This is a genomic window from Hymenobacter coccineus, from assembly GCF_001816125.1.
GTDB classification, from domain to species: Bacteria; Bacteroidota; Bacteroidia; order Cytophagales; family Hymenobacteraceae; genus Hymenobacter; species Hymenobacter coccineus.
Genome location: NZ_MDZA01000144.1, coordinates 1 through 21,086, shown reverse-complemented (window position 1 = coordinate 21,086; position 21,086 = coordinate 1). Strand labels below are relative to the sequence as shown.

At 63.1% G+C, this 21,086-nt stretch carries 20 protein-coding genes; 9 read left to right on the top strand and 11 right to left on the bottom strand.

Annotated features, from left to right (window positions below; genetic code table 11):
• Window positions 1-74: 74 nt before the first annotated feature.
• Window positions 75-1,139, bottom strand: a complete 1,065-nt coding sequence (locus BEN49_RS10225; protein WP_070742960.1) for a DUF6687 family protein — start codon at window positions 1,137-1,139, stop codon at window positions 75-77.
• A 17-nt stretch (window positions 1,140-1,156) separates the two neighbouring features.
• Window positions 1,157-1,501, bottom strand: coding sequence for an HNH endonuclease family protein (locus tag BEN49_RS10220; protein WP_239691898.1), 345 nt, complete (start codon window positions 1,499-1,501; stop codon window positions 1,157-1,159).
• Between the two features lie 159 nt (window positions 1,502-1,660).
• Between BEN49_RS10220 and BEN49_RS10215 the strand changes: the two genes are divergently transcribed.
• The 6 genes from BEN49_RS10215 (at window position 1,661) to BEN49_RS25595 (ending at window position 7,038) form a co-directional block, all read left to right on the top strand.
• Window positions 1,661-2,116 (top strand): hypothetical protein, encoded by a 456-nt coding sequence (locus tag BEN49_RS10215; RefSeq protein ID WP_070742958.1) that lies wholly within the window; start codon window positions 1,661-1,663, stop codon window positions 2,114-2,116.
• 177 nt (window positions 2,117-2,293) lie between these two features.
• Window positions 2,294-2,605 (top strand): thioredoxin, encoded by a 312-nt coding sequence (trxA, locus tag BEN49_RS10210; protein ID WP_070742956.1) that lies wholly within the window; start codon window positions 2,294-2,296, stop codon window positions 2,603-2,605.
• Window positions 2,606-2,762: 157 nt separating this feature from the next.
• On the top strand, window positions 2,763-5,168 hold the full coding sequence (locus tag BEN49_RS10205; protein ID WP_070742955.1) for a TonB-dependent receptor: 2,406 nt from the start codon (window positions 2,763-2,765) through the stop codon (window positions 5,166-5,168).
• Window positions 5,169-5,372: 204 nt separating this feature from the next.
• Window positions 5,373-6,209, top strand: coding sequence for a DUF4249 domain-containing protein (locus tag BEN49_RS10200; RefSeq protein ID WP_070742953.1), 837 nt, complete (start codon window positions 5,373-5,375; stop codon window positions 6,207-6,209).
• A gap of 25 nt (window positions 6,210-6,234) precedes the next feature.
• Entirely contained in the window at window positions 6,235-6,492 is a 258-nt protein-coding gene (locus BEN49_RS10195; protein WP_070742951.1) for a hypothetical protein, read from the top strand.
• An 87-nt stretch (window positions 6,493-6,579) separates the two neighbouring features.
• Window positions 6,580-7,038 (top strand): type II toxin-antitoxin system VapC family toxin, encoded by a 459-nt coding sequence (locus tag BEN49_RS25595; protein WP_083325974.1) that lies wholly within the window; start codon window positions 6,580-6,582, stop codon window positions 7,036-7,038.
• On the opposite strand, the gene BEN49_RS10185 is transcribed toward BEN49_RS25595, so the two are convergent.
• The 5 genes from BEN49_RS10185 to BEN49_RS10165 all read right to left on the bottom strand — a co-directional run bounded on the left by BEN49_RS10185 (window position 7,001) and on the right by BEN49_RS10165 (window position 13,952).
• Window positions 7,001-7,846 carry a purine-nucleoside phosphorylase gene (locus tag BEN49_RS10185; RefSeq protein ID WP_070742948.1) on the bottom strand — a complete coding sequence of 282 codons (846 nt, stop codon included), beginning with the start codon at window positions 7,844-7,846 and terminating at the stop codon, window positions 7,001-7,003. The two genes, BEN49_RS25595 and BEN49_RS10185, sit on opposite strands and share 38 nt — an antisense overlap.
• A 12-nt stretch (window positions 7,847-7,858) precedes the next feature.
• On the bottom strand, window positions 7,859-9,736 hold the full coding sequence (locus BEN49_RS10180) for a M1 family metallopeptidase (protein ID WP_070742946.1): 1,878 nt from the start codon (window positions 9,734-9,736) through the stop codon (window positions 7,859-7,861).
• Between the two features lie 187 nt (window positions 9,737-9,923).
• The gene (gene sppA / locus BEN49_RS10175) at window positions 9,924-11,711 is read right to left on the bottom strand and encodes a signal peptide peptidase SppA (protein WP_070742944.1); all 1,788 of its coding nucleotides are present in this window, start codon (window positions 11,709-11,711) and stop codon (window positions 9,924-9,926) included.
• An 86-nt stretch (window positions 11,712-11,797) separates the two neighbouring features.
• A complete protein-coding gene (locus tag BEN49_RS10170; RefSeq protein WP_083325973.1) occupies window positions 11,798-12,472 on the bottom strand; it encodes a porin family protein in 675 nt (224 codons plus the stop codon).
• Window positions 12,473-12,623: 151 nt separating this feature from the next.
• On the bottom strand, window positions 12,624-13,952 hold the full coding sequence (locus BEN49_RS10165; RefSeq protein ID WP_070742940.1) for a replication-associated recombination protein A: 1,329 nt from the start codon (window positions 13,950-13,952) through the stop codon (window positions 12,624-12,626).
• Between the two features lie 96 nt (window positions 13,953-14,048).
• Between BEN49_RS10165 and BEN49_RS10160 the strand changes: the two genes are divergently transcribed.
• Window positions 14,049-14,981, top strand: a complete 933-nt coding sequence (locus BEN49_RS10160) for a DMT family transporter (RefSeq protein ID WP_070742938.1) — start codon at window positions 14,049-14,051, stop codon at window positions 14,979-14,981.
• 157 nt (window positions 14,982-15,138) lie between these two features.
• Window positions 15,139-16,020, top strand: a complete 882-nt coding sequence (locus BEN49_RS10155) for an energy transducer TonB (RefSeq protein ID WP_070742936.1) — start codon at window positions 15,139-15,141, stop codon at window positions 16,018-16,020.
• 47 nt (window positions 16,021-16,067) lie between these two features.
• Here the strand turns inward: BEN49_RS10155 and BEN49_RS29485 are convergent, their stop codons facing one another.
• From BEN49_RS29485 to lpdA, 3 genes are all read right to left on the bottom strand, one after another.
• Window positions 16,068-16,262 carry a Fic family protein gene (locus tag BEN49_RS29485; RefSeq protein ID WP_239691897.1) on the bottom strand — a complete coding sequence of 65 codons (195 nt, stop codon included), beginning with the start codon at window positions 16,260-16,262 and terminating at the stop codon, window positions 16,068-16,070.
• Window positions 16,259-16,969: a virulence RhuM family protein gene (locus BEN49_RS25590; RefSeq protein WP_239691896.1), complete on the bottom strand. Its 711-nt coding sequence runs from the start codon at window positions 16,967-16,969 to the stop codon at window positions 16,259-16,261. The genes BEN49_RS29485 and BEN49_RS25590 overlap by 4 nt, the downstream gene beginning before the upstream one ends.
• A 174-nt stretch (window positions 16,970-17,143) precedes the next feature.
• Complete coding sequence (gene lpdA, locus BEN49_RS10145; RefSeq protein WP_070742934.1) at window positions 17,144-18,538, bottom strand: dihydrolipoyl dehydrogenase; 1,395 nt, start codon at window positions 18,536-18,538, stop codon at window positions 17,144-17,146.
• Window positions 18,539-18,755: 217 nt separating this feature from the next.
• On the opposite strand from lpdA, the gene BEN49_RS27815 reads away from it, so the two are divergent.
• The gene (locus BEN49_RS27815; protein WP_070742933.1) at window positions 18,756-19,676 is read left to right on the top strand and encodes a tetratricopeptide repeat protein; all 921 of its coding nucleotides are present in this window, start codon (window positions 18,756-18,758) and stop codon (window positions 19,674-19,676) included.
• A 144-nt stretch (window positions 19,677-19,820) separates the two neighbouring features.
• Here BEN49_RS27815 and BEN49_RS10135 read toward each other — a convergent pair.
• Window positions 19,821-21,086, bottom strand: a 1,266-nt coding sequence (locus BEN49_RS10135) for a geranylgeranyl reductase family protein (protein ID WP_317040430.1), incomplete at its 5' end; no start/stop codon positions are given.

Sequence of the window (21,086 nt, the reverse complement as noted above, 5' to 3'; positions counted from 1 at the left end):
CGACGACTGAAAAAGTCGCCGGACCACCCCGTTTTGGACCGCCGCCTTCACCCAACCGTGCGGCCGCGTAGCGCCTACGCCCCGGTAGCTTTCACTTCGGCCCAGGTCCAGTACTTTTTGGGTTGGATGTTGGCGTAGCCGGCGCGCAGAAACGCCAGCACTTCGTGCTCCAAAACGTCGGGCGCGATGGAGGAGGCGTAGATTGGGCGGCCGTCGGGGTCGGCGTAGCGCTGGGCTTTGCTGAGCTTGCGGGAGCCCGCCAGGCGCAGCAGCGGGCCGGTGTCGGTGGGCCCGTCGGCGGCCCAGGTGCGGCCGCTGGTTTCCAGCGCGTTGAGGCGGGTGGCCAGGGGCCCCAGGGCCAGGCGCGGCAGCGTGGGGCGGCTTTCCAGATCAATCCAGGTGGTGTATTTGCACTCCAGCTCGTAGCGCTGGCCGTCGTAAAGGCTCAGTACCCAATCGAATCCCGCCGTGGGCCCAAACAGCGCGTAGTACGGCAGCGGCCCGGGCGTGCGCACCACGGCCAGGCCCACCTCGGCGTAGCCCACGCGCTGCGTATTAGGGCCCTGGGCGACGGCCACGGCGGCCGTCACGCGGGCGTGCTCGGGGCCCCAGGCGGCGCGGCCGGCGGCGGGGTTTTCCAAAATTTCGGCGAAGCGCGGCAGGAACCAGGCGAACTTCTCAGCCGAAGCCTCGTCTTCGCGCCGCTTGCGGGCGGGGGCCCCAAAGGGCTCGTAGAAGCGGGTTTTTTCCTCGGCGTTCAGCCAGCACACGAGTTTCAGCGCGGTGTCGGCCAGCGGATTAGTCCAATCCAACTCCCGGAAGTCGCCCAGCGTGGCCGCTAGGCGCAGCAGCTCCTCGTGGCGCAGGGCCAGGGCGGGGTGCAGCAGGGCCCACACGCCCACGAAGCCGTCGACGTCGAAGTGGTTGGCCGTCACGGCCTGCGCTTCCAGGCCGGGCGTTTCGGGGTGGTGCAGGGCGCGCAGGGCCGAGCCGGCGCTGGTATCGTCGCGCAGGGGCCCCGGGGTGGCCGCGCCGCGCCAGTGCGCCAGGGTGAGGGCGGCGCCCAGGCCTACGCTGTCGACCACGATGGTGGGCTGCCGGCGCACGGCGGCGAAGGGCACGAAGTAGCGGTGGTTCATGGCGCAAAGGTGGGGCCCTACGTCCGCCCCCGGCGGTTGGTGATGCGCTCGACGCGCTGCTTTTTCACCCAGCGTAGGTACGTCTGGAGTTCTTCGGCGGCGCGCAGGGCCTCCACCGTGGCGTATTCGCGGGCCAGGGCCCGGTTGCTGAGGAAGCGGTGCACGCTGCTGTGGCAGGGCTGGCACAAATCGACAGTGGGGCCGTGGCGGCCACCTTCCTCGCGGGGCACCAAGTGGTGGCGCGAGGTGGCCTGCACCGCCCGCTCGCACAGGCCGCAGCGCGGGGAGGGGGCCCCCGAGGCCGGGGGCCAGGAAGCAGGCAACGAAGCGCGGCGGCGGGGCATGGGCAGGAACCGGGGCATGGGCCGCCGGCGTGAAATAAACCCCGCTGGCCGCGGCGGAGTTGCCTGATTTTTATGAAATTTCAGTAAAATCCTTACCTTGTCCCGCAACTGCCAGAATCCAATTTTTAGCCAAATCTGCTTTCATTACTTCTTACAATTTTTTCTTATTTAACCGCTATGCAATCTATACCTTACTCGCAATCAATCTTTTCCGCCGCCTGCTGGGGCCGGGTTCTGGGGGCCCTGGCGCTGCTGTGGCTGGCCGTGCCGGCCCCGGCCCGCGCCCAAACCTGGATGGTGAGCACCACGGCCCACGTCACGCTCGGCGTGCTCGACAAGTACGGCCAGTTGGGGCCCTACACGGCCACGTTTGTGGTGCACAGTGAGCGCACCGGCAAAGACTACCAGCTGGTGCGGAACATTGAAAAGGGCCAAAACGGCGTGGACGTGATGTTCCCCAGCGAAGCCTCATCCCCTGATTATTTCAAGGCCAGCACCGGCGAAGCGGCTGCCGCCACGCCCGGCCGCTACACCTGGGAATGCCTGGTGAAGGGAAAGCGGGCCGTGGGGGGCCACTTTGCCCTGCCCGAGGTGGGCAACGACGTGACTGTGGTGCAAAAGGAGCGGCCCTAGCGGCCACTGGCAAGCACGTGGGGCCCAATAATTTAAGCCGTCCCATGCCATATTCATCGTTAGTAGTGAAGCAGTTAAAAAGCTCGGCCGCCGCCGGGCTTTTTTCGTTTAAAGCCCGCAGGGGGCCCCGCGTCGTGGGGCCCCGCTGCCAACTGCTCACCGCTAACTGCCTTTCCTATGCCCCGCAAGTCCTTTGCCGAACTGATTGATAGCCCCGGGATGCCCGTGCTGGTTGACTTTTTTGCCGACTGGTGCGGCCCGTGCAAAACGATGGCCCCCATCCTCCAGCAGTTTGCCGCCCAGCACCAGGGCAAGTTGCGGGTCATTAAAATTGACGTGGACAAGAACCCCGCCGTGGCCCAGCAGTACCGCGTGCAGAGCATCCCGACGCTGATTCTGTTCCGCCAGGGGCAGCCAGTGTGGCGGCAGGCCGGGGCCGTGCCCGCCGCCGAGCTGGCCCGGGCTGTGGGGCCCTTCGTGGGCAGTTAGCAGTGAACAGTTAGTGGTGAACAGTTAGCCGAAAGGCAGAATTGCTAACTGTTCACCACTAACTGTTCACCGCTAATTACTCACCGGGGAAACGCACTACTTTGGGGCCGGCTGGCGTTGGGGCAGCGTACCTTTGACTGCGCTTTACCCGTCGCCTATGCAATTGATTACCCCCGATGCGCGCCGCTGGCCAGCACTATTCTTAGTTATTGGTTTATTGCTATTTAGCACTGCCCAGGGGGCCCGGGCGCAGGGCAGCTTCACACTGAGCGGCACAGTGCGGGCCGCCGGCGGTGAGGCGCTGCCCGGGGCCAGCGTGGCGGTGCCCGCCCTGAACACAGGTACCGCCGCCGACTCGGTGGGCCACTTCCGCCTCACGCTGCCGGCCGGGCGCTACCAGGTAGTGGTGGCTTTTGTGGGCTACGAGCCGCTGACGAGCGATGTGAACCTGACCCGCAACCAGCGCTTCGTGTACCCGCTCACGCCGAGCGAAAACGCCCTGGACGAGGTGGTGGTGCAGGGGGCCCAAACGCTGGGGCAAAAGCTTAAAACCACGCAGATGGGCGTCGAGCACCTCAGCATCCGCGAGGCCAAGCTGCTGCCGGCGCTGTTTGGGGAAGTCGATATTCTGAAAACCTTGCAGCTCAAGCCCGGCGTGCAGCCCGGCGGCGAGGGCACCAGCGGCCTATTTGTGCGCGGCGGCTCGGCCGACCAGAACCTGTTTCTGGTGGACAACGCCACGGTGTACAACCCCAGCCACTTGTTCGGGCTGTTTTCGGTGTTCAACTCCGACGCCGTGCAGAGCGTGGACCTGTACAAGGCCGGCTTCCCGGCCCAGTTCGGGGGCCGGCTCTCGTCGGTGGTGGACGTGAAGCTGCGCGAGGGCGACCGCCAGAACTACCACGTGACGGGCGGCCTGGGCCTGATTTCGTCGCGCCTCACTTTTGAGGGCCCCATCAACAAAGGCAAGGGCTCGTTCATCCTGTCGGGGCGGCGCACGTATTTCGACATCTTCACCCGCGCCTACAACCGGGCCAACGTAAACAAGGAGGACTTCACGCCCATCCCCGACTACTATTTCTACGACCTCAACTTCAAGGCCAACTACACCCTGGGGCCCAAAGACAACGTGTACTTGAGTGCCTACCTGGGGCGCGATAAGTTTGGCTTCTCGGGGGCCACCAACGGCTTCAATTTCAACTTCGACTGGGGCAACACGCTGGCCACGCTGCGCTGGAACCACGTGTTCAACCCGCGGCTGCTGGTGAACACCACGGCCACCATTACCGACTACCAGTACAACCTGACCAATAAGCTCGACCAGTTCTCGTTCAACCTGGGCTCGTCCATCCGCGACTACGCCCTGCGCACTGATTTCGAGTACGTGCCCAACGACCGCCACACCATCAAGTTTGGGGCGGCGGCCACGGCGCACCGCTTCGGGGTGGGCCGCTTGCAGGCTGGCTCGGGCGATGGCTCGGTGAACTTCGGGGCCGACGTGGGCTACACCGCCAGCGAGGGGGCCCTGTACGTGGGCGACAACTTCCGGGCCAGCGACAAGCTGCAAATCGACGCCGGCCTGCGCCTCTCGGCCTGGCACAGCGGCACCAACAACTACGCCGGCCTGGAGCCACGCCTCTCGGCCCGCTACTCCCTGAGTGACAACGTCTCGCTGAAGGCCAGCTACGCCCTGATGTACCAGTACGTGCACCTGGTAACCAACTCGGGCGCCACGCTGCCGACGGACATCTGGTACCCGTCGCGGCTGTCCGTCAAGCCGCAGCGCTCGCAGCAGGCCAGCACGGGGGTGAGCTTTTTGCTGGGCGGCGGCAAGTTTTTGCTCACCGACGAGGTGTACTACAAGTGGGGCAAAAACCAGATTGACTTCAAGGACGGGGCCCAGCTGTTTGTGAACCCCGAGCTGGACACCGAGTTCCTGTTCGGCAAGAGCTGGAGCTACGGCAACGAGCTGTACCTGGAAAAGAAAACCGGCAAAACCACCGGCTGGGTGGGCTACACCCTGGCTTGGGCCTGGCTGAACATTGGGCCCCAGCGCGGCACCACCGGCGTGAACAACGGCCAGGACTACCACCCCAACTACGACCGCCGCCACAACCTGACGGTGGTGGTGTTGCACCAGCTCAACACGCGCTTTACCCTCACGGCCAGCTACATCTACACCAGCGGCAACCTCACCACGCTGCCCCTGGGCCGTTTCGGCTACCAGGACATCAACGGCTCCAACGTCAACACGAACGAGGGCAACACCACCGGCGGCACCGACCCGCGCCCCATCCCCATTTACCCCGACCGCAACTCGTTCCGCCTTATCCCCTACGCGCGCCTCGACCTGGGCCTGGTGTACAAGCTGCGGCCCACGCAGCGCGGCGGCGAGCGCGACTTCACCTTCAGCGTGTACAACGCCACCAACCGCCGCAACGCCTACTTCGACTACTTCGAAACCGTGCGCGACAAGACCACCGACCGTATCACTGGCTTCCGGGCCCAGCAAGTGTCGCTGTTCCCATTCATCCCGTCGGTGACCTATAATTTCAAATTCTAATCACAGATTAGCCGTGATTAATCGTGATTTCGCTGATTTTTTTGGATGGCCCCGGGCTACCGGCTTATTGCCGGCTACCCGGTAATTGCCGGGGCCCCAGGGCGCAAGCAGTACGGTTTGGCATGATTCGGCCCGGTTCGCAGTTCAATGATTAGCGGGCAGCTGACAAGTAGCTAGCCGCCGCAATAAGAACTACTTATTTATATGAAGTCGATTCACTTTCGTTATTTCATCGCCGCGGCGGGGGCCCTGGGGCTGGCCGGCTGCGGCAGTTTCTCGAACGACCTGGCCGTGGTGCTGCCCGAGTACAACTCGCAGCTGGTGGCCGAGTGCTACCTAGAGCCGGGCGTGGTGCCGCGCCTCACCGTCACCGAGTCGCAGGCGTACCTGTCGGCCGTGCTGCCCACGGTGCCCACCGACGTAACCGTGAACCTGACGCTGCCCGGTGGGGCCCTGGTGCCGCTGTACTACCGCCCGGGCCAGGACCCGGTGACCAAGAAATTGTACACCCACATCGGCACCGCGCCGCTGGTGGCCAAGCCCGGCGATACCTTCGGCCTTGATGTGCAGGACACCAAGGGCCGCCACGTTACCGGCACGGCCACCATGCCCACCACGGTGCCCATCGACTCGCTAAATTACAAATTCAACGACGGGACCGGCGACAACCGCAAGGCTTACTTCCTCACCTACTTCCAGGACCCAGCCACGCCCGACGATAACTACCGCCTGCAACTGCACAAGGGCCTGCGCATCTACAGCAGCCCCGAAAACGACCTGACCGTGCAGGACCGCCTGCTCAACGGCCAACTCTTCACGCTGGGCACGAGCTACCGCTTCAACCCCGGCGATACCGTCACGGCCACCCTCTACCACCTCGACCCCGCTTTCTACCTCTTCCGCCAGTCGGTGAACGACGCGCGCAGCGCCAACGGCAACCCCTTCGGCCAGCCCTCGGCCGTCTACAGCACCGTGCAGGGCGGCGTGGGCGTGTTCACGGTGCTCAACTACACCCGCAAGACCATCTTCTTGTCGAGGTAAGCCGATAATTTTGTAGTTTAGCTATATGCTAGTCGTCGAAGGAGTTTACGAAAACGGGCAATTGCGCCTCGATACACCGGTGGATTACCGCAAGCCGGTGCGGGTGCGGGTGGAATTCCTGGACGAGCTGAGTGCCGCAGTGCATCCGCCGGCCAACCACGACCCCGACGACCGGATGCGGCGACTGCAAGCATCCTGGGAGGCGGGCCGTAAAATTACTGCCGGGATGACAGGGCCTACATTAAGCGAGGAAGTGCTCGCGGAACGAGAGGAGGAAATTTAAATGGGCACAAGCCGGTATTTTTTTTGCTAACACCGAGCCAAGCAAGGCGTTTTACCGGCCACTCCGAGCCAAACCACCTTCCTTGCAATGAGTGTTTTTCTAGACACGTCCTCGCTGATTAAGCTTTACGACGACAATGAAACCGGTTCCGATGACTTGCGGCGGCATCTCAACTCCCGGGAGGGGATCTATCTTTCCGCCCTCACGCGGGTAGAATTTGTCAGCGCCCTGGGCCGCAAATACAGACGCGGTGAGCTGACATTGGAAAAAAGCAGTGCTTTGCAGCAAGCGTTCGAAGCGGACCATTCAACTTACGGCTGGATTGACTTGGACCCGGTAGTATTAAAGTTAGCGGCTCAACTCCTCAACAGACACATGCAACTGGCCTTGCGGTCATTAGATGCCATCCAATTAGCCAGTGCCCTGGCCGTTCAAACCCTACGGGTGTTCATCACCCACGATCATCGGTTGCATGAAGCAGCCGTACGCGAAGGGTTGGCGTGCTGGCCTACAGCCCCGCCACCACGGCCCGCAGCAGCGCCGTGAGGCGCGGCTCGGCGGCCCCGGCGGCGGCGAAGATGTCGGCCAGCACTACGGGCTTGAGGTGGCCGGGCGCGCACAAATCAGTGATGACCGAGGCGGCCAGCACGGGCAGGCCCATGTGCCGGGCGGCAATTACCTCGGGCACCGTGCTCATGCCCACCGCATCGGCCCCGATGGTGCGCAGGTAGCGGTACTCGGCGGGGGTTTCGAGCATGGGGCCCGGCAGGGCCGCGTACACGCCGCGGCGCGTGGTGGGGCCCTGGCCCAGGGCCTCGGCCGCCGCCTCGGCACGCGCCAGCAGGCCAGCGTCGTAGGGCGCGAACATGTCGGGGAAGCGGGGCCCCAGCGCGTCGAGGTTGGCCCCTACCAACGGGTTGGTGGGCAGCAGGTTGAGGTGGTCGTCGATCAACATGATGTCGGCCAGCTGGAAGTCTGGGTTCAGCCCGCCGGCCGCGTTGCTCACCAGCAGCTGCTCGATGCCCAGCAGTTTCAGCACCCGCACCGGAAACACCACTTGGGCCATGCTGTAGCCCTCGTAGTAGTGGAAGCGGCCTTGCAGCACGGCCACGCGCCGGCCGCCCAGTGTGCCCAGCACCAGCCGCCCGGCGTGGCTCTCGACGGTGGAAAGCGGGAAGTGTGGAATGTCTTCGTAATCAAGCGCGTAGGCCACATCCACCTCCCCCACCAGGGCCCCCAGCCCGGTGCCGAGGATGATGCCCGTGGCGGGCTGGAAGTTGCCGGACTGGGCCCGGATGTAATCGGCGGCTTCGTGCAGGGCGCGTAGGGCCCCGGCGGCGTCAGGAAAACTCATACTGTCAATTGGTTACTTCACCGTTAGGCGGTCGTTGCTGGTGTCAGCGTCCATGTAGATGCCGTTCACCAATTCTATTGTTTTGATGGCCTTTGTGCCGGGCAGGGCGATGGTGGCCTGCCGCTCGTTGGCGCGCCACACGGCTGGCGACTGGTGCACGGCGGCCGTGGTGCCGTCGGCGTAGGTCACCTTCAGGTTCACGGGCACCGCGAAACCGCCCACGTTGCGCACCGCCACGGCGGGGCCCTGGGCGGTGGTCGTCACGGGGTCGAGGGCCAGGTCGATGTAGTTGTTGGTGAAGAACCAGTTGTTGAAAAACCAGTTCAAATCCTGGCCCGAGGCGCTGTTCATCGAGTTGAAGTAATCCCACGGAATGGGGTGCTTGCCGTGCCAGCGGGCCATGTACTCGCGCAGGCTTTTCTTGAACAGGTCTTCGCCCAACAGGTCCTGCAACGCCAGGTAGCTCAGCGAAGCCTTGCCGTAGGAGTTGTTGCCGGCGCCGGCCTTCAGCTCGCTGGTGGGCGTGATGATGGGCAGGTCCTCTGCCGTGGCCGGGTCGTGGATCCAGCGGTTCACCCGGAATTTCTTGTAGAACTCGTCGGCCTGCTCCGCCCCGTTTTCAGCCCGCCCGATGAACAGCTCCAGCGTCGTGGCCCAGCCCTCGTCCATGAAAGCGTAGCGGCTCTCGTTGATGCCCATGTAGAACGGGAAGTAGGTGTGGGCAATCTCGTGGTCGGCCACGAGCTGCGAAAACTTCAGGTCCGGCTCCGGGCTATCGTTCACCATCATCGGGTATTCCATGTCGGCAAAGCCCTGAAAGACCGTCATTTTCGGGAACGGGTACGGCACGCCGGGCAGGTTGCGCGAGAACCAGCCCAGCGCGTTCTGCCCGTTCTTCACGGCGTAGTGGAAGTCCGCCGTCGAGTCGGCGAAGGCGGCCTGCACGCTGGCGCGGCGCTTGGTGGCGGGGTCCACGATTACGCTGGCGGCGTCCCACACGTAGTGGTCGCTCAGGCCCAGCGTCACGTCCGAAATGTCCTTGGCCGTCCACACCCAAGTGTTCTGGGGGCCCTGGGCGGTGATGTTTTTCTTGGCCAAATCAGCGGCCGTGGCAATGTGCAGCACCGCGTCGCTGGTCATGGACTTGGCCAGCTGCTTGGCATAGGCCGGCTGGAGCACTTGCTTGGGGTTTTGCAGCGTGCCCGTGGCCCACACGAGGTAGTTGGCCGGCACCTGCACCCGCAAGGTGTAGTCGTTGAAGTCATTATAAAATTCCTTGCTGTCCACGAAGTTCAGCCGGTCCCAGCCGTTGTAGTCGTCGTAAACCGCGATGCGCGGGTAGAAGTAGGCCAGGAAAAACGTGGTTTTGTCGATCATACCCTCCCGGCCGCTCTGCACCGAAATCGGGAAGTGCCAGGCAAAGGCCATCCGCACCGAATCGTGCGGGGCCAGTGGTTTGGGCAGGCGCACGGTTTTCCAAGTGGCGGGGCCCTGGCCAGCAAACGGCCGCGCCTGGCCCGCCACGGCGAACGAGTCAATCGTCACGCCCTCCGTCAGGTAGTCGGGCGCGGCGTCGCTCTCGCGGGCTGCGCCGGGTTGGTGAATGTTCTGGATCAGCCGGATGGTCAGGCTTTTGAGCGTATCGGGGCTGTTATTGAAGTAGGTGATTTTCTCACGGCCCCGGATGTCGCGCGCCGGCGGCGCGGCCTGCACCGTGATGTCGTAGCGGGCCGTATTCTGCCAGTATTTGGGCCCCGGGCGGCCATCGGCGGCCCGCGTTTGCTTGGCAAAGGCCTGCTTGATGTCGCGCGGCTGGTAGAGCGCCTGGGCGTGGACGGCTGGCTGGGACAGGGCCGTGATGACCAGGCCGATTAATAGGAAACGACGCATTTTTATTTGTTGCGTGAAAGGTATCGTCGTGCCAAAGCACAGTTGCTATGGAAAAGCAAAGCTTGTCTGCGGGGCAAGTTTGTCATTCCGAGCGCAGCGAGGAATCTGGTGGCTTCCGTCGGGGCCCCAAATCCAGATTCCTTGCTGCGCTCGGAATGACCGTTTTCGGGGTGACCGTTTGCAGAAGCTACTTAATCTCCAACTCGTACGGCAAGCGCGCTTGCACGCCGCTCATCGTCAGCAGCTTCTGGTACTGGGCGTACACCGGATAAAGGGGTCCCAGCTTGGTTTTAAGGGCTGCCTGCACGCGGGCATCGGCGGCCTCGGTATCATCGCCGACGCCGAAGCGAGCCAGCAGCGCTTCCAAGCCCGATTTGCGGCGGGGCAGGCGCTGCACGTTGTAATCGTCGGCCTTGATGTGGGCGCGGGTGGCGGCGATTTTCAGGGCGGCTTCGTAGTCACCGAGCACGTCCACGAGGCCGTTGGCTTTGGCTTCGGCACCGCTCCAGACGCGGCCCGAGGCCAGGCGGCGCAGGCGCTCTACGGGCATGTGGCGGCCCAGGGCGGCCTTGCTCGTGAAGTCGGCGTAAATCAGGTCCACGCTGTGCTGCATCGTCTTTTTCTCGTAGTCCGACAGGGCCCGGGTGATGGTGGGCAGGTCCGAGAACTTGCCCGTCGTCACGCGGTCCACCGTGATGCCGAGCTTGTCGGCCAGCAGCGGCTGGATGTTGGGCAGCACGCCAAACACGCCAATCGAGCCGGTAATGGAGTTCGGGTGGGCCACGATGGTGTCGCAGGCCATGGCGATGTAGTAGCCGCCCGAGGCCGCCACGTCGCTCATGCTGGCGATGATCGGCTTCACTTTCTTGGTTAGCAGCACCTCGCGGTAAATCACGTCGGAGGCCAGCGACGAGCCGCCCGGCGAGTTGATGCGCAGCACCACGGCCTTCACCTTCTCATCGAGCCGGGCCTTGCGGATGGCTTCGGCAAACTTGGTGCTGCCGATGTTGTCGTCTGAGCCTTTGCCGCCCACGATGTCGCCCTCGGCGTAGATAACGGCGATGCGGTTGCCGCTGGTCTTGCCTTCGCTTTCCTCGGCCTGGTCGCTGTCGGTGTAGTCGCTCAGGCTGATCAGGTTGGGTTTTTTATCCTTGGCCACGCCTAGCTTGCCGCGCAGGTAGTCCTGCACTTCGTCGAAGTAGCCGAGCTTGGTCACCAGCTTCAGGCGCAGGGCGTCGGCGGCGTCGTGCACCAGCATCGAGTCGGAGATGACGTGCAGGCGGGCGGGCGCGATGCTCCGCGCGGCGGCCACCTGGCCAATCATGTGGTCGTTGAGCGAGCGCAGGTACGACACGGTTTGCAGGCGGGCCGAGTCGGAGAAGTTCTCGCGAAAAAACGGCTCCACGGCGCTCTTGAACGAGCCCACCCGGAAGATGTAAGGCTCAATGCCAGCCTTCTCGAATAGCCGCTTGTAGAACATTACTTCCGAACTCAAGCCGTTGAATTCCAGCAGGCCCTGCGGGTGCAGGTAAATTTCGTTGGCCACCGAGGCCAGGTAGTAGCTCTTCTCGGAGGCCGTTTCGTGGTAGGCCACCACGAATTTGCCCGACTTCTTGAAGTCGAGCAGCGCGTCGCGCACCTCTTCCAGCGAGGCCATGCCGCCCTGCACAATGTCCAGGTTCAGCAGGATGCCCTTGATGTCGCCGTCGGCTTTGGCCCGGCCGATGGCTTCCTTCAGCGCCACCAGGCCCGTGGACGACTGCCGGCCGCCCAGCGGGTTGAAATCGGTGGACTGGCCGCGCTCGGTCAGCGGCTCGTTCAGCTTCAGCTCCAGCACCGAGTTGACGGCCACGCTTTTGGTTTTGCTGGCGCTGCTGGCCACCCCCACGATGATGGCCAACACGGCCAGGCCAAGGCCGAAAAACAGCACCAGCCCCAGCAGCGTGGCAAGGGTAAATTTAAAAAATTGACGCATAAAATCGCAGATTTTGCAGATTTGGGTTGATTTCGCAGATTCTAACGGCACGCTACGTGGCCGCGCTGGTATGCAGGGGTAATAATTTACTTCGACCCAAAAGCGTAGCCCAGAGCAAACTCAAACCCCCGGTTGTGCAAGCCGCCAATTCCTAGGTATTCCCGCGCCGTTTTATCTGCTTCGTTATTGTTGATGTCGGTCAGGCCGTAATTAAGCCGGGCAGAAAAGAGTAAGCCGTTTTTTAAGTCAACTCCCAGGCCGCCACAAAGTGCTAAGTCGCCCCGATAATTTTTTGCCACGTCTTCATCAGTCGTGATGTAGCCGTTGCCCGATGACCCGCTGGAGTAGCCCACCTGGCCCGTGCGGCGCCCGCTTAGCAACAAGCCAACCTGGGGCCCTACTTGCAAATTCACCACGTTTCCCAGGTATATTTTTAGCAGCACGGGCACGTTGAGGTAAGAAAGTTTTATTTGGCTTTTTGCCGGGTTGCCGGCGTAAGAGTTGCTGACGTCGGTTCCCTGCTGGCTGAACACCAGTTCGGGCTGAATTGCAATTCGCGCCGATGGACGCCAGCGCACAAACGCCCCCGCGGCCAGCCCGGACTTAAATTGTGCGTCGCCATTTATCAAGCCGTCCAGCAGCGCCAGGCTCATGCCAGCTTTTGCCCCAAACTGCACGCCCGTTTGCTGGGCCTGCGCCGTCGAAAGAGAAGAAAGGGCCAGCGCACCGGCCAGCAAAGTTGGTAAGTAGGTATTCCGCATGGAAAGTTATGGATGAGGGCAAATGATTCCTCAAATCAACAACTTTATGCTTGCACCAGCCGCGGCAGTGGCTCAATCGGTGGGGTAGGCCGGCGACTTTAGGGCCCCCAGGAATCTGCGCAATCAACCCAAATCTGCGAAATCTGCGATTTTAGTAGTTGTACTTCTCACCCCACCAACCGCGCAGCTTCTCGCGGATGCGCTGCTCGGCGGCGTTCTGGCCCGGCTCGTAGTAGGTGGTGCCGCTGAGGGCATCGGGCAGGAACTCCTGGGCCGCGAAGTTGCCCGCGCCGTTGTGCGAGTACTCGTACTCTTTGCCATAGCCGAGCTGCTTGAGCAGGCGGGTGGGCGCGTTGCGCAGCGGCACCGGCACCGGGTGCACGCCGCGGGCCCGCACCTCGGCCTGCGCCGCCCGGATGGCCGTGTAGGCGGCATTGCTCTTCTCCGACGTGGCCAGGTAGATAACCGTCTGGCTAAGAATTAAATCCGACTCGGGCAGGCCGATGACGGTGCAGGCCTGGAAGCAGCTCGTGGCCAGCAGCAGGGCGTTGGGGTTGGCGTTGCCGATGTCCTCCGAGGCCAGAATGAGCATGCGGCGGGCGATGAATTTCACGTCCTCACCGCCCTCCAGCATCACGGCCAGGTAGTAGAGCGCGGCGTTGGGGTCGGAGCCGCGGATGCTTTTGATGAAGGCCGAAATCACGTCGTAGTGCATTTCGCCGCCCTTGTCGTAGCGCGCCAGCGGGCGCTGCGCCACCTGCTGCACCACGGCATCGGTAACGGTGACGAGGCCCTTTTTGTCGGGCGGCGTGCTTTGCACCACAATTTCGAGCAGGTTGAGCAGCTTGCGGGCGTCGCCGCTGCTCAGGGCCAGCAGGGCGTGGTCTTCCTTAATTTTGACCTTTTTCTGGCTCAGGGCCGCGTCTTCGGCCAGGGCCTTGGCCACGATGTCGCGCAGCGTGTCGGGCCCCAGCGGCTCGAGCACGTACACCTGGCAGCGCGAGAGCAAGGCCGGAATCACTTCAAACGACGGGTTTTCGGTAGTGGCCCCAATTAGGGTAATCGTCCCATTTTCCACGGCCCCCAGCAGCGCGTCCTGCTGGGCCTTGCTAAAGCGGTGAATCTCGTCGATGAACAGCACCGTGCCGCGCTGCCGCTTGGCCCGCTCGATGACCTCGCGCACGTCCTTCACCCCGGCGTTGATGGCGCTAAGAGCGGCGAATGGTTGCTTCAACTCACTGGCCAGCAGCAGGGCCAGGGTGGTTTTGCCCACGCCCGGGGGGCCCCACAGCAACAGGCTGGGCATGCGGCCGGCGGCCAGGTAGCGCGTGAGCACGCCCTGGGGCCCCAGTAGGTGGGGCTGGCCGGCGTAGTCGGCCAGGCGGTGGGGGCGGCGGCGCTCGGCCAGGGGCGCGTCGGGGCCCGGGCCGGGCAGCGGGGCAAAGGCGGCGGGTTCGTCGTCGGGAAAGAGGGAGGACATAGCGGAAGGAGCGCGAACTTTGTGGCGTGCACCGGGGCCCCATTGCTAGGCCCCAGCGCACGCCACAAAGTTCGCCCCGCGCCGCCCCAATCCCCCATGAAAAACCAATACCGCGTCCACGCGGCCCTGTTCTTGGTCACCCTCATCTACGCCGCTACCTACAGCCTGGCCAAAGACCTGATGCCCGCGTACATGCACCCCTTCGGCATCGTGACGCTGCGGGTGCTGGGGGCCTCCATCTTCTTCGCAGTGGCCAAGCAGCTAGCCGCGCCCCAAGACAAAATCCAGGGCCGGGCCGACAACCTGCGGGCCTTGTTCTGCGGCGTCAGCGGCATCGGGCTCAACCAGCTGCTGTTTTTTTCGGGCCTGAACTACACGTCGCCCATCTCGGCCTCGCTGCTCCAAACCATCTCGCCCATCGTCGTAGTAGTGGCCTCGGCCGTGCTGCTGCGCGAAAAGATTACTCTTTACCGGCTGCTGGGCATCCTGGTGGGGGCAGGCGGCGCGGCGGCGCTCATCCTCACCCGGCCGGCGCAGGCGGCAGTGTACCCGCACGCCACGCTGGGCAACATCTACATCCTGCTCAACGCCACGTTCTTCGGGCTGTACCTGGTGCTGGTGGCCCCGCTCATGCGTAAGTACCACCCCTTCACGGTGCTGGGGCGCATCTTCCTGATAGGGGCCCTGGTGGCAGTGCCCTTTGGCTGGCGCGAAGCCCTGGCCACCGACTACGCCCACTTCCCGCCCAAAATCTGGGCCGAGGTGCTCTACATGGTGTTCTTCCTCACCATCCTGGCCTACTTGCTGAACAACTGGGCTCTGAAGTACGCCTCCCCTGCCCTGCTCGGCGTCTACATCTACCTCCAGCCGGTGCTGGCCGTGCTCATCGCCGTGGCCCTGGGCAAAGACACCCTCACCTGGGATAAAGCCGGCCAGGCCGTGCTCATTTTCGTAGGCGTGTGGCTGGTGAGCAAAAAGCCTAAAGCCGGGGCCCCAGCGCCAACTGGGGTACTGGAAGCGCAGGACTGAAAATTGTGCCCCTGGTGGCCTATATTAGGCCATTATGCGCTATACTTTTATTCTTTTTGGTGGTTTTTTAGCATCGTTATCGGTTGGCAACGCTTTTGGCCAGTCTGTTCTAGGCAAGGCCAATGCTGAGACCAAAAAATACGTTTATGTAGAACGCATGCCACAGTTTCCGGGGCTCGAACCTGGCGACAGCACCCGCTCGAATAACGAGCGGATTGTAAAATTTATTAACGATGGCCTGGGGCCCGCCCGCCAACTTGCCCGGGACGGCAGCGTGCAAGGCCGGGCGTTTTTCTCATTCGCGGTTGATGCCCAGGGTCATGCCGTCGACATCAAGCTCGTACAGGGCATACGCGCCGACATCGACGCCGAAGTGCTGCGCAACGCGCACCGGTTGGACTCAATCCAATGGCGGCCCGGCACGCAAAACGGCCGCGGCGTCCGCGTCTCGTTCACCATTCCCGTCAATTTTAACCTGAACCTTGCGGCGGCCGGCGACTCGTTGGAAATTCCCGCTTTCAACAAGGTGGCACTACCCGCCCCCGTGTGGGGCGCCGACCGACGCATATTCCCGTCCGACAAAGGCATTGTGTACGGCAGCTTCATTCAGCGCCTGGGTTTCGAAAGCGGTGGGCTTGGCCAGTACGTGCGGCTGGCAAACCTAACCACGGGCAAATCCGTCCGCATTGAAGTAAAGCCGCCGCTCCGCTCCCGCAAGCAAAACACGTTTTGCTGCGCCCTGCCACCCGGCCGCTACGCCTTGTACAAGTACGAGTTCACGTCCAGCAAGTGGTACGGCAGTGAAACCCGGGTGGAAAGCCTGCACAAAATTGCTAGTCCGGGCCCCAGCAGCGGCTTGCGCACCACCCGCTACTTATTCACAGTAGCTCCCGGCCAGCTGCACTACCTCGTCACTTGGAATTTGGAACAGGAAAACACGCTGGGTTTTCTCAACGAAAAAACCCAGCTTGATGCGCATCTGGCGCCAATTCTCAAAAACTTAAACTTCAACGCGGCGGTGGTAGCCCTCCCCCAGTAAGACGTCCTGCTTCGAATACCGCGTTTAATTATCCTGGTTAATCAGATTCACCACCAGCGTAACCATTGTGGCTTTGTCCTCGGGCTTGCTTTCAGCGATGAGCAACGTGAGGGCCACCAGAGCGTTTCAGCCAGCCGGCGTGAGCCATCGGGATGGTAGAGGCAGCGGTTGCGGTCGAGAAACCACACGAATAGAAAAGCCGCAATGCGCTTGTTGCCGTCGGAAAACGAGTGGTTTTTCACCACAAAGTACAGTAGGTTGGCCGCCTTTTCCTCCACGCTCGGTACAAGTCCTCGCCGCCGAAACTTTGGTAAATGGTACGTACCGAGCTTTGGAACGACGCATCCTTTTCCCGCCCAAACAAAGCGCTGCCGCCAAATTGCTTACGCAGTCCTTCCACAGCCTCCAGGCCGGCTTCGTAAGTCAATTCAAACGGCTCATCCGAAGCAGTGCCGCGCACTTGCAGGCGCTGGTGGTCGTACTGGTCGAGCACGTCGAGGGCCCTGGCGTAGTCGCCCAGCACGCGCAGCAAAGCATTCGATTGGTCCGAAGTCAGCTCTTGGTTGGCCGCCACTTCACCTTGCAGTTGCACCAGCCGCTTGAGGTCGGCCAGTTGGCGGGCGCTTTCGCGCAGGCGCTTGTCGTTCAGCGCGTAGCCTTGCACCAGGTACTGGCGTAGCACGCCCGTAGCCCACTGCCGGAAGTGCGTCCCGCGCAACGATTTCACCCGGTAGCCGACGGAGATGATGACGTCGAGGTTGTAGTATTTAGTACTGTACTGCTTACCGTCGGTAGCAGTTAGTAAGGATTCCTTACCAACTGAAATTTCGTCTAACTCTCCTTCCTTGAACACGTTGCGCAAGTGCAGCGTTATATTAGGGCGGGAAACAGCGAATAACTCCGCCATCTGCGCCTGCGTCAACCACACGGTTTCGTGGTCGAGCTGCACTTCGAGCTAGGTTTGCCCATTAGGGGCCTGGTAAAGCAGGATGTTTTCGGCGGGAGTCATCGAGAAACGCAAGGGTAATTATTTGCAAAGCAACACTACGATTCTAGCCCAAGCAAAAGGGCCCCGGCTGCGCGATGCAGCCGGGGCCCCTAGAGTTACTAGCAGCTGAAAAGCTTACAGGTGAATCACTTCGCCGTAGGCAGCGGCGGCGGCTTCCATGATGGCCTCGCTCATGGTGGGGTGCGGGTGCACCGATTTGATGATTTCGTGGCCAGTGGTTTCGAGCTTGCGGGCCACCACTACTTCGGCAATCAGCTCGGTCACGTTGGCCCCAATCATGTGGGCCCCCAGCCACTCGCCGTACTTCTTGTCGAAGATGACCTTCACGAAGCCGTCTTTGGCGCCGGCGGCGCTGGCCTTGCCCGAGGCCGAGAACGGGAACTTGCCCACCAGGATGTCGTAGCCCTTGGCCTTGGCTTCGGCTTCGGTGTAGCCCACGCTGGCGATTTCGGGCGAGGCGTAGGTGCAGCCGGGGATGTTCTGGTAATTGAGCGGCTCGGGGTGGTGGCCGGCGATTTTCTCGACGCAGATGATGCCCTCGGCCGAGGCCACGTGGGCCAGCGCGGGGCCCGGCACGATGTCGCCGATGGCGTACACGCCGGGCACGTTGGTCTGGTAAAAGTCGTCCACCAACACGCGGCCGCGCTCGGTTTTGATGCCCAGCTCTTCGAGGCCGATGTTCTCGATGTTGGTCTGGATGCCCACGGCGCTGAGCACCACGTCGCAGCTGATTTGCTCTTCGCCCTTGGCCGTTTTCACGGTCACCACGCAACCGGGGCCGGTGGTGTCCACCTTCGTCACTTCGGCGCTGGTGAGCACGTTGATGCCGATTTTGCGGTAGGATTTCTCCATCTGGCGCGAAATCTCTTCGTCCTCCACCGGCACAATGCGGGGCATAAACTCTACGATGGTGACCTCCGCGCCCATGGTGCGGTAGAAGTAGGCAAACTCGACGCCGATGGCGCCCGAGCCCACTACCACCATTTTCTTGGGCATCTGCTCCAGGGTCATGGCCTTGCGGTAGCCGATGATTTTCTTGTCGTCAATCGGCAGGTTGGGCAGTTGGCGGGCGCGGGTGCCGGTGGCCAGGATGATGCTCTTGGCTTCGACGGTTTCCTTGGTGCCATCGGCCTTGATGACTTCCACCTTGCCGGGGGCCACCAGTTTGCCCACACCCATCACGGCTTCGATCTTGTTCTTTTTGAACAGGAAGTTGATGCCCTTGCTCATGCCGTCGGCCACGCCGCGGCTGCGCTGCACCACCTTGGCAAAGTCGAAGCCTACGCCCTCAGCACTCAGGCCGTAGTCGGCGGCGTGGTGGAAATACTCGAATACTTGCGCCGATTTCAGCAGCGCTTTGGTGGGAATGCAGCCCCAGTTGAGGCAGATGCCGCCGAGACTTTCGCGCTCAATTACACCTACTTTCAGCCCCAGCTGCGACGCCCGAATGGCCGCCACGTAGCCGCCCGGGCCGCTGCCCACCACCACCAAATCAAATTGCAATGCCATAAAGTCTTACGAAAGAAGAGAAAGGAAAATCGCCGCCCGGCCGCCGCCCCGGCCGGTGCGCAAAGATAGCCGCGCACCCCGGCCCGCTCCTAAACCCCGCCGGGGCCCCGAACGTGCCCGCGCTTCTTCAGAAGCCGGACAGCCGCCGGGCGCACTTGGCCGTATAAGGCCCGGTTTTAGCCGCTCCGGCCAAAACGGTTCACTTTTTCCTTTCCCTATGCGCATTTCGACTCCATTTTCACTGGCGGCCCTGGGCCTGCTGGGGGCCCTCACCAACTGCGCCGCCAGCTCCGAAAAGGAGCGGTCTACCACCGTGGTGACGCGCGCGCAATCTGTGGCGCTTACCACTCCAGCTGCAATGGCTAGTGCGCCAGCCGCACCCGCCGATACACTGGCCAACGCACCAGCTGCGGCGGCCGACGCGCCAACGGTACCGGCCGTTGACTCAACCGGCGCGGCCCGCTCGGCCCCTGACGTCCGCGCCGGCGTGCTGGCTACCGAGGGCGCCAGCGCCGGGGCCCCCACGGCCCGCGAGATTTCGGCTGAGCGCAGCCGCGAGAAGAAAATGACCGGCGCCGAGTACCGCCAGATGCTAGCCACGGCCGACGCCGCCCTCGAGAACAACCCCAAGGATGCCGCCGCCCTGCTCCAGCGCGCCAAGGCCAAGAGCTACCTGCACGAGTACCCCGCCGCCCAGCTCGACTACTCGGCCGCCTTGCGCTACCAGCGCAACAACCCCGACGCCTACTACAACCGCGGCGTGAACCACTTGATGATGAAGAAGTACAAGGCCGCTTCAGCCGACTTCGCCGGGGCCCTCCGCTACCGGCCCGACGACAAGGAATCGTTCTTCGGCCGCGGCGTGGCCAAGATGCAGATGCTCCAGTACAAGCCCGCCGTGGCCGATTTCACCCACGCCATCCAAATCGATTCGGCCTACGCCGACGCCTGGGAGTACCGCGGCATCAGCTACGCCTCGTTCGACAAAATGCCCGAGGCCCGCCGCGACCTGGAGCACGCCACCGACCTCAACCCCAACGCCGCCAAAAGCCTGCGCCGCTACGTGGGCCACGACGGTAAAGAGCCCATCAAGGTCGCGCCCATGCGCGCCCCGCGCCCCACGGTTCCCCGGCACTAACGCGCGTTTGGGCTTGCTTTTAGGGGCCCCAGGCGGTCATACCGAGCGCAGCCGAAGCATCTCTACTGCGCTAGCAATCATTGTCTACTGCTGCGATAGTGGTGCTTCACTGCGTTCAGCATGACCGCCTGGGGGCCCTAAAAATCACTTCCCGCCGAACAGTAGCTTGAAGTAGAAGCTGGGTTTGCGCAGCCGCTCGCGCAGGTCCAGGTCGAGGAACATGGCGGAGAGGGTTTCGGCCAGCGTGGGGTTGTTGGCGGCGCGGTTGGCCACGATGTTGAACAGGCTGGGGAAGTTGAGCAACCGCTGCATGGCGCGGCTCAGGCGCAGCTCCTGCCAGAGGCGGTTGTACACGGCCTTGTCGTAGTTCTGGAGGAATTTTGGGCTGAAATCGCCGCTGGCCACGGCCTGGGCGGCCCACACGGCGGCGTGGCGCCCGCTCACCATGGCGTGCGAAATGCCTTCGCCCGAGAACGGGTCGATGAGCGAGCCGGCGTCGCCGAGCAGCAGGTACTGGGGCCCCGACAGCGCCCGCCGCTTCGAGCCCAGCGGCAGCCCGAAGCCGCGCACAGGCCCCAGCCGCTCGGCCTGCGCGAAGCGCGGGGCCAGGGCCGGGTGGGTGGCCAGAATCTCGTCGAGCCGCTGGCGCAGGTTAATTTTTTTGGCCGCCACCGTCTTCGAGAGCATGCCCACGCCCACGTTGGCCTCGCCGTTGGGCAGCGGAAACACCCACAGGTAGCCGGGCAAAAAGTCTTTGAGGAAGTGCAGCTCGATGAAGTTGTCGGGGCTGAGGCCCGCCACGCCCCGGTAGTAGGTGCGCAGGCCAGCGCAGTGGTGGTCGGGCTCGAGGGCGTGGCCGGCCACCTGGCGCGCAAACGCCGACTGGGCCCCATTGGCCACCAGCAGCAGGCGGCAGGTAGCTACTTCCTGGCCGGCCTTGTCGAACAGCTGCCAGCCGCCGTCGGGCGTGCGCTCGGTGCGGGCCACGTCCACGTTTTCGCGGAAGTCGATTTCGGGTCGCCGGCGCACTTCCTCCACCAGGAAGTTGTCGAAATCGATGCGCTTGGCCACGTGGCCGGCGGCCCGGTCGGTGGCCTTGTCGAACTTGGGCTTGAAGGGAATGGCCAGGCGGCGGCCGTTGGGCGCGAAGAAGTCGATGCCCCAGCTTGGCACCTGCGTGGGCAGGGCCCCCAACTTGGCCGGCAGCGTTTCGTCGATGCGCTTGAGCTCCATCAACACCTTGCCGCTCAGCGCGTCGCCGCACACCTTGTCGCGCGGAAAGGCGGCGCGGTCGAGCAGCAGGCAGGGCTGGCCGGCGTTGGCCAGGTGCAGGGCGGCGGTGGCCCCGCCGGGCCCCGCGCCCAGGATGCAGATGTTGTGGTGCAGCATAATCGGGGGCGAAGGTAGCCC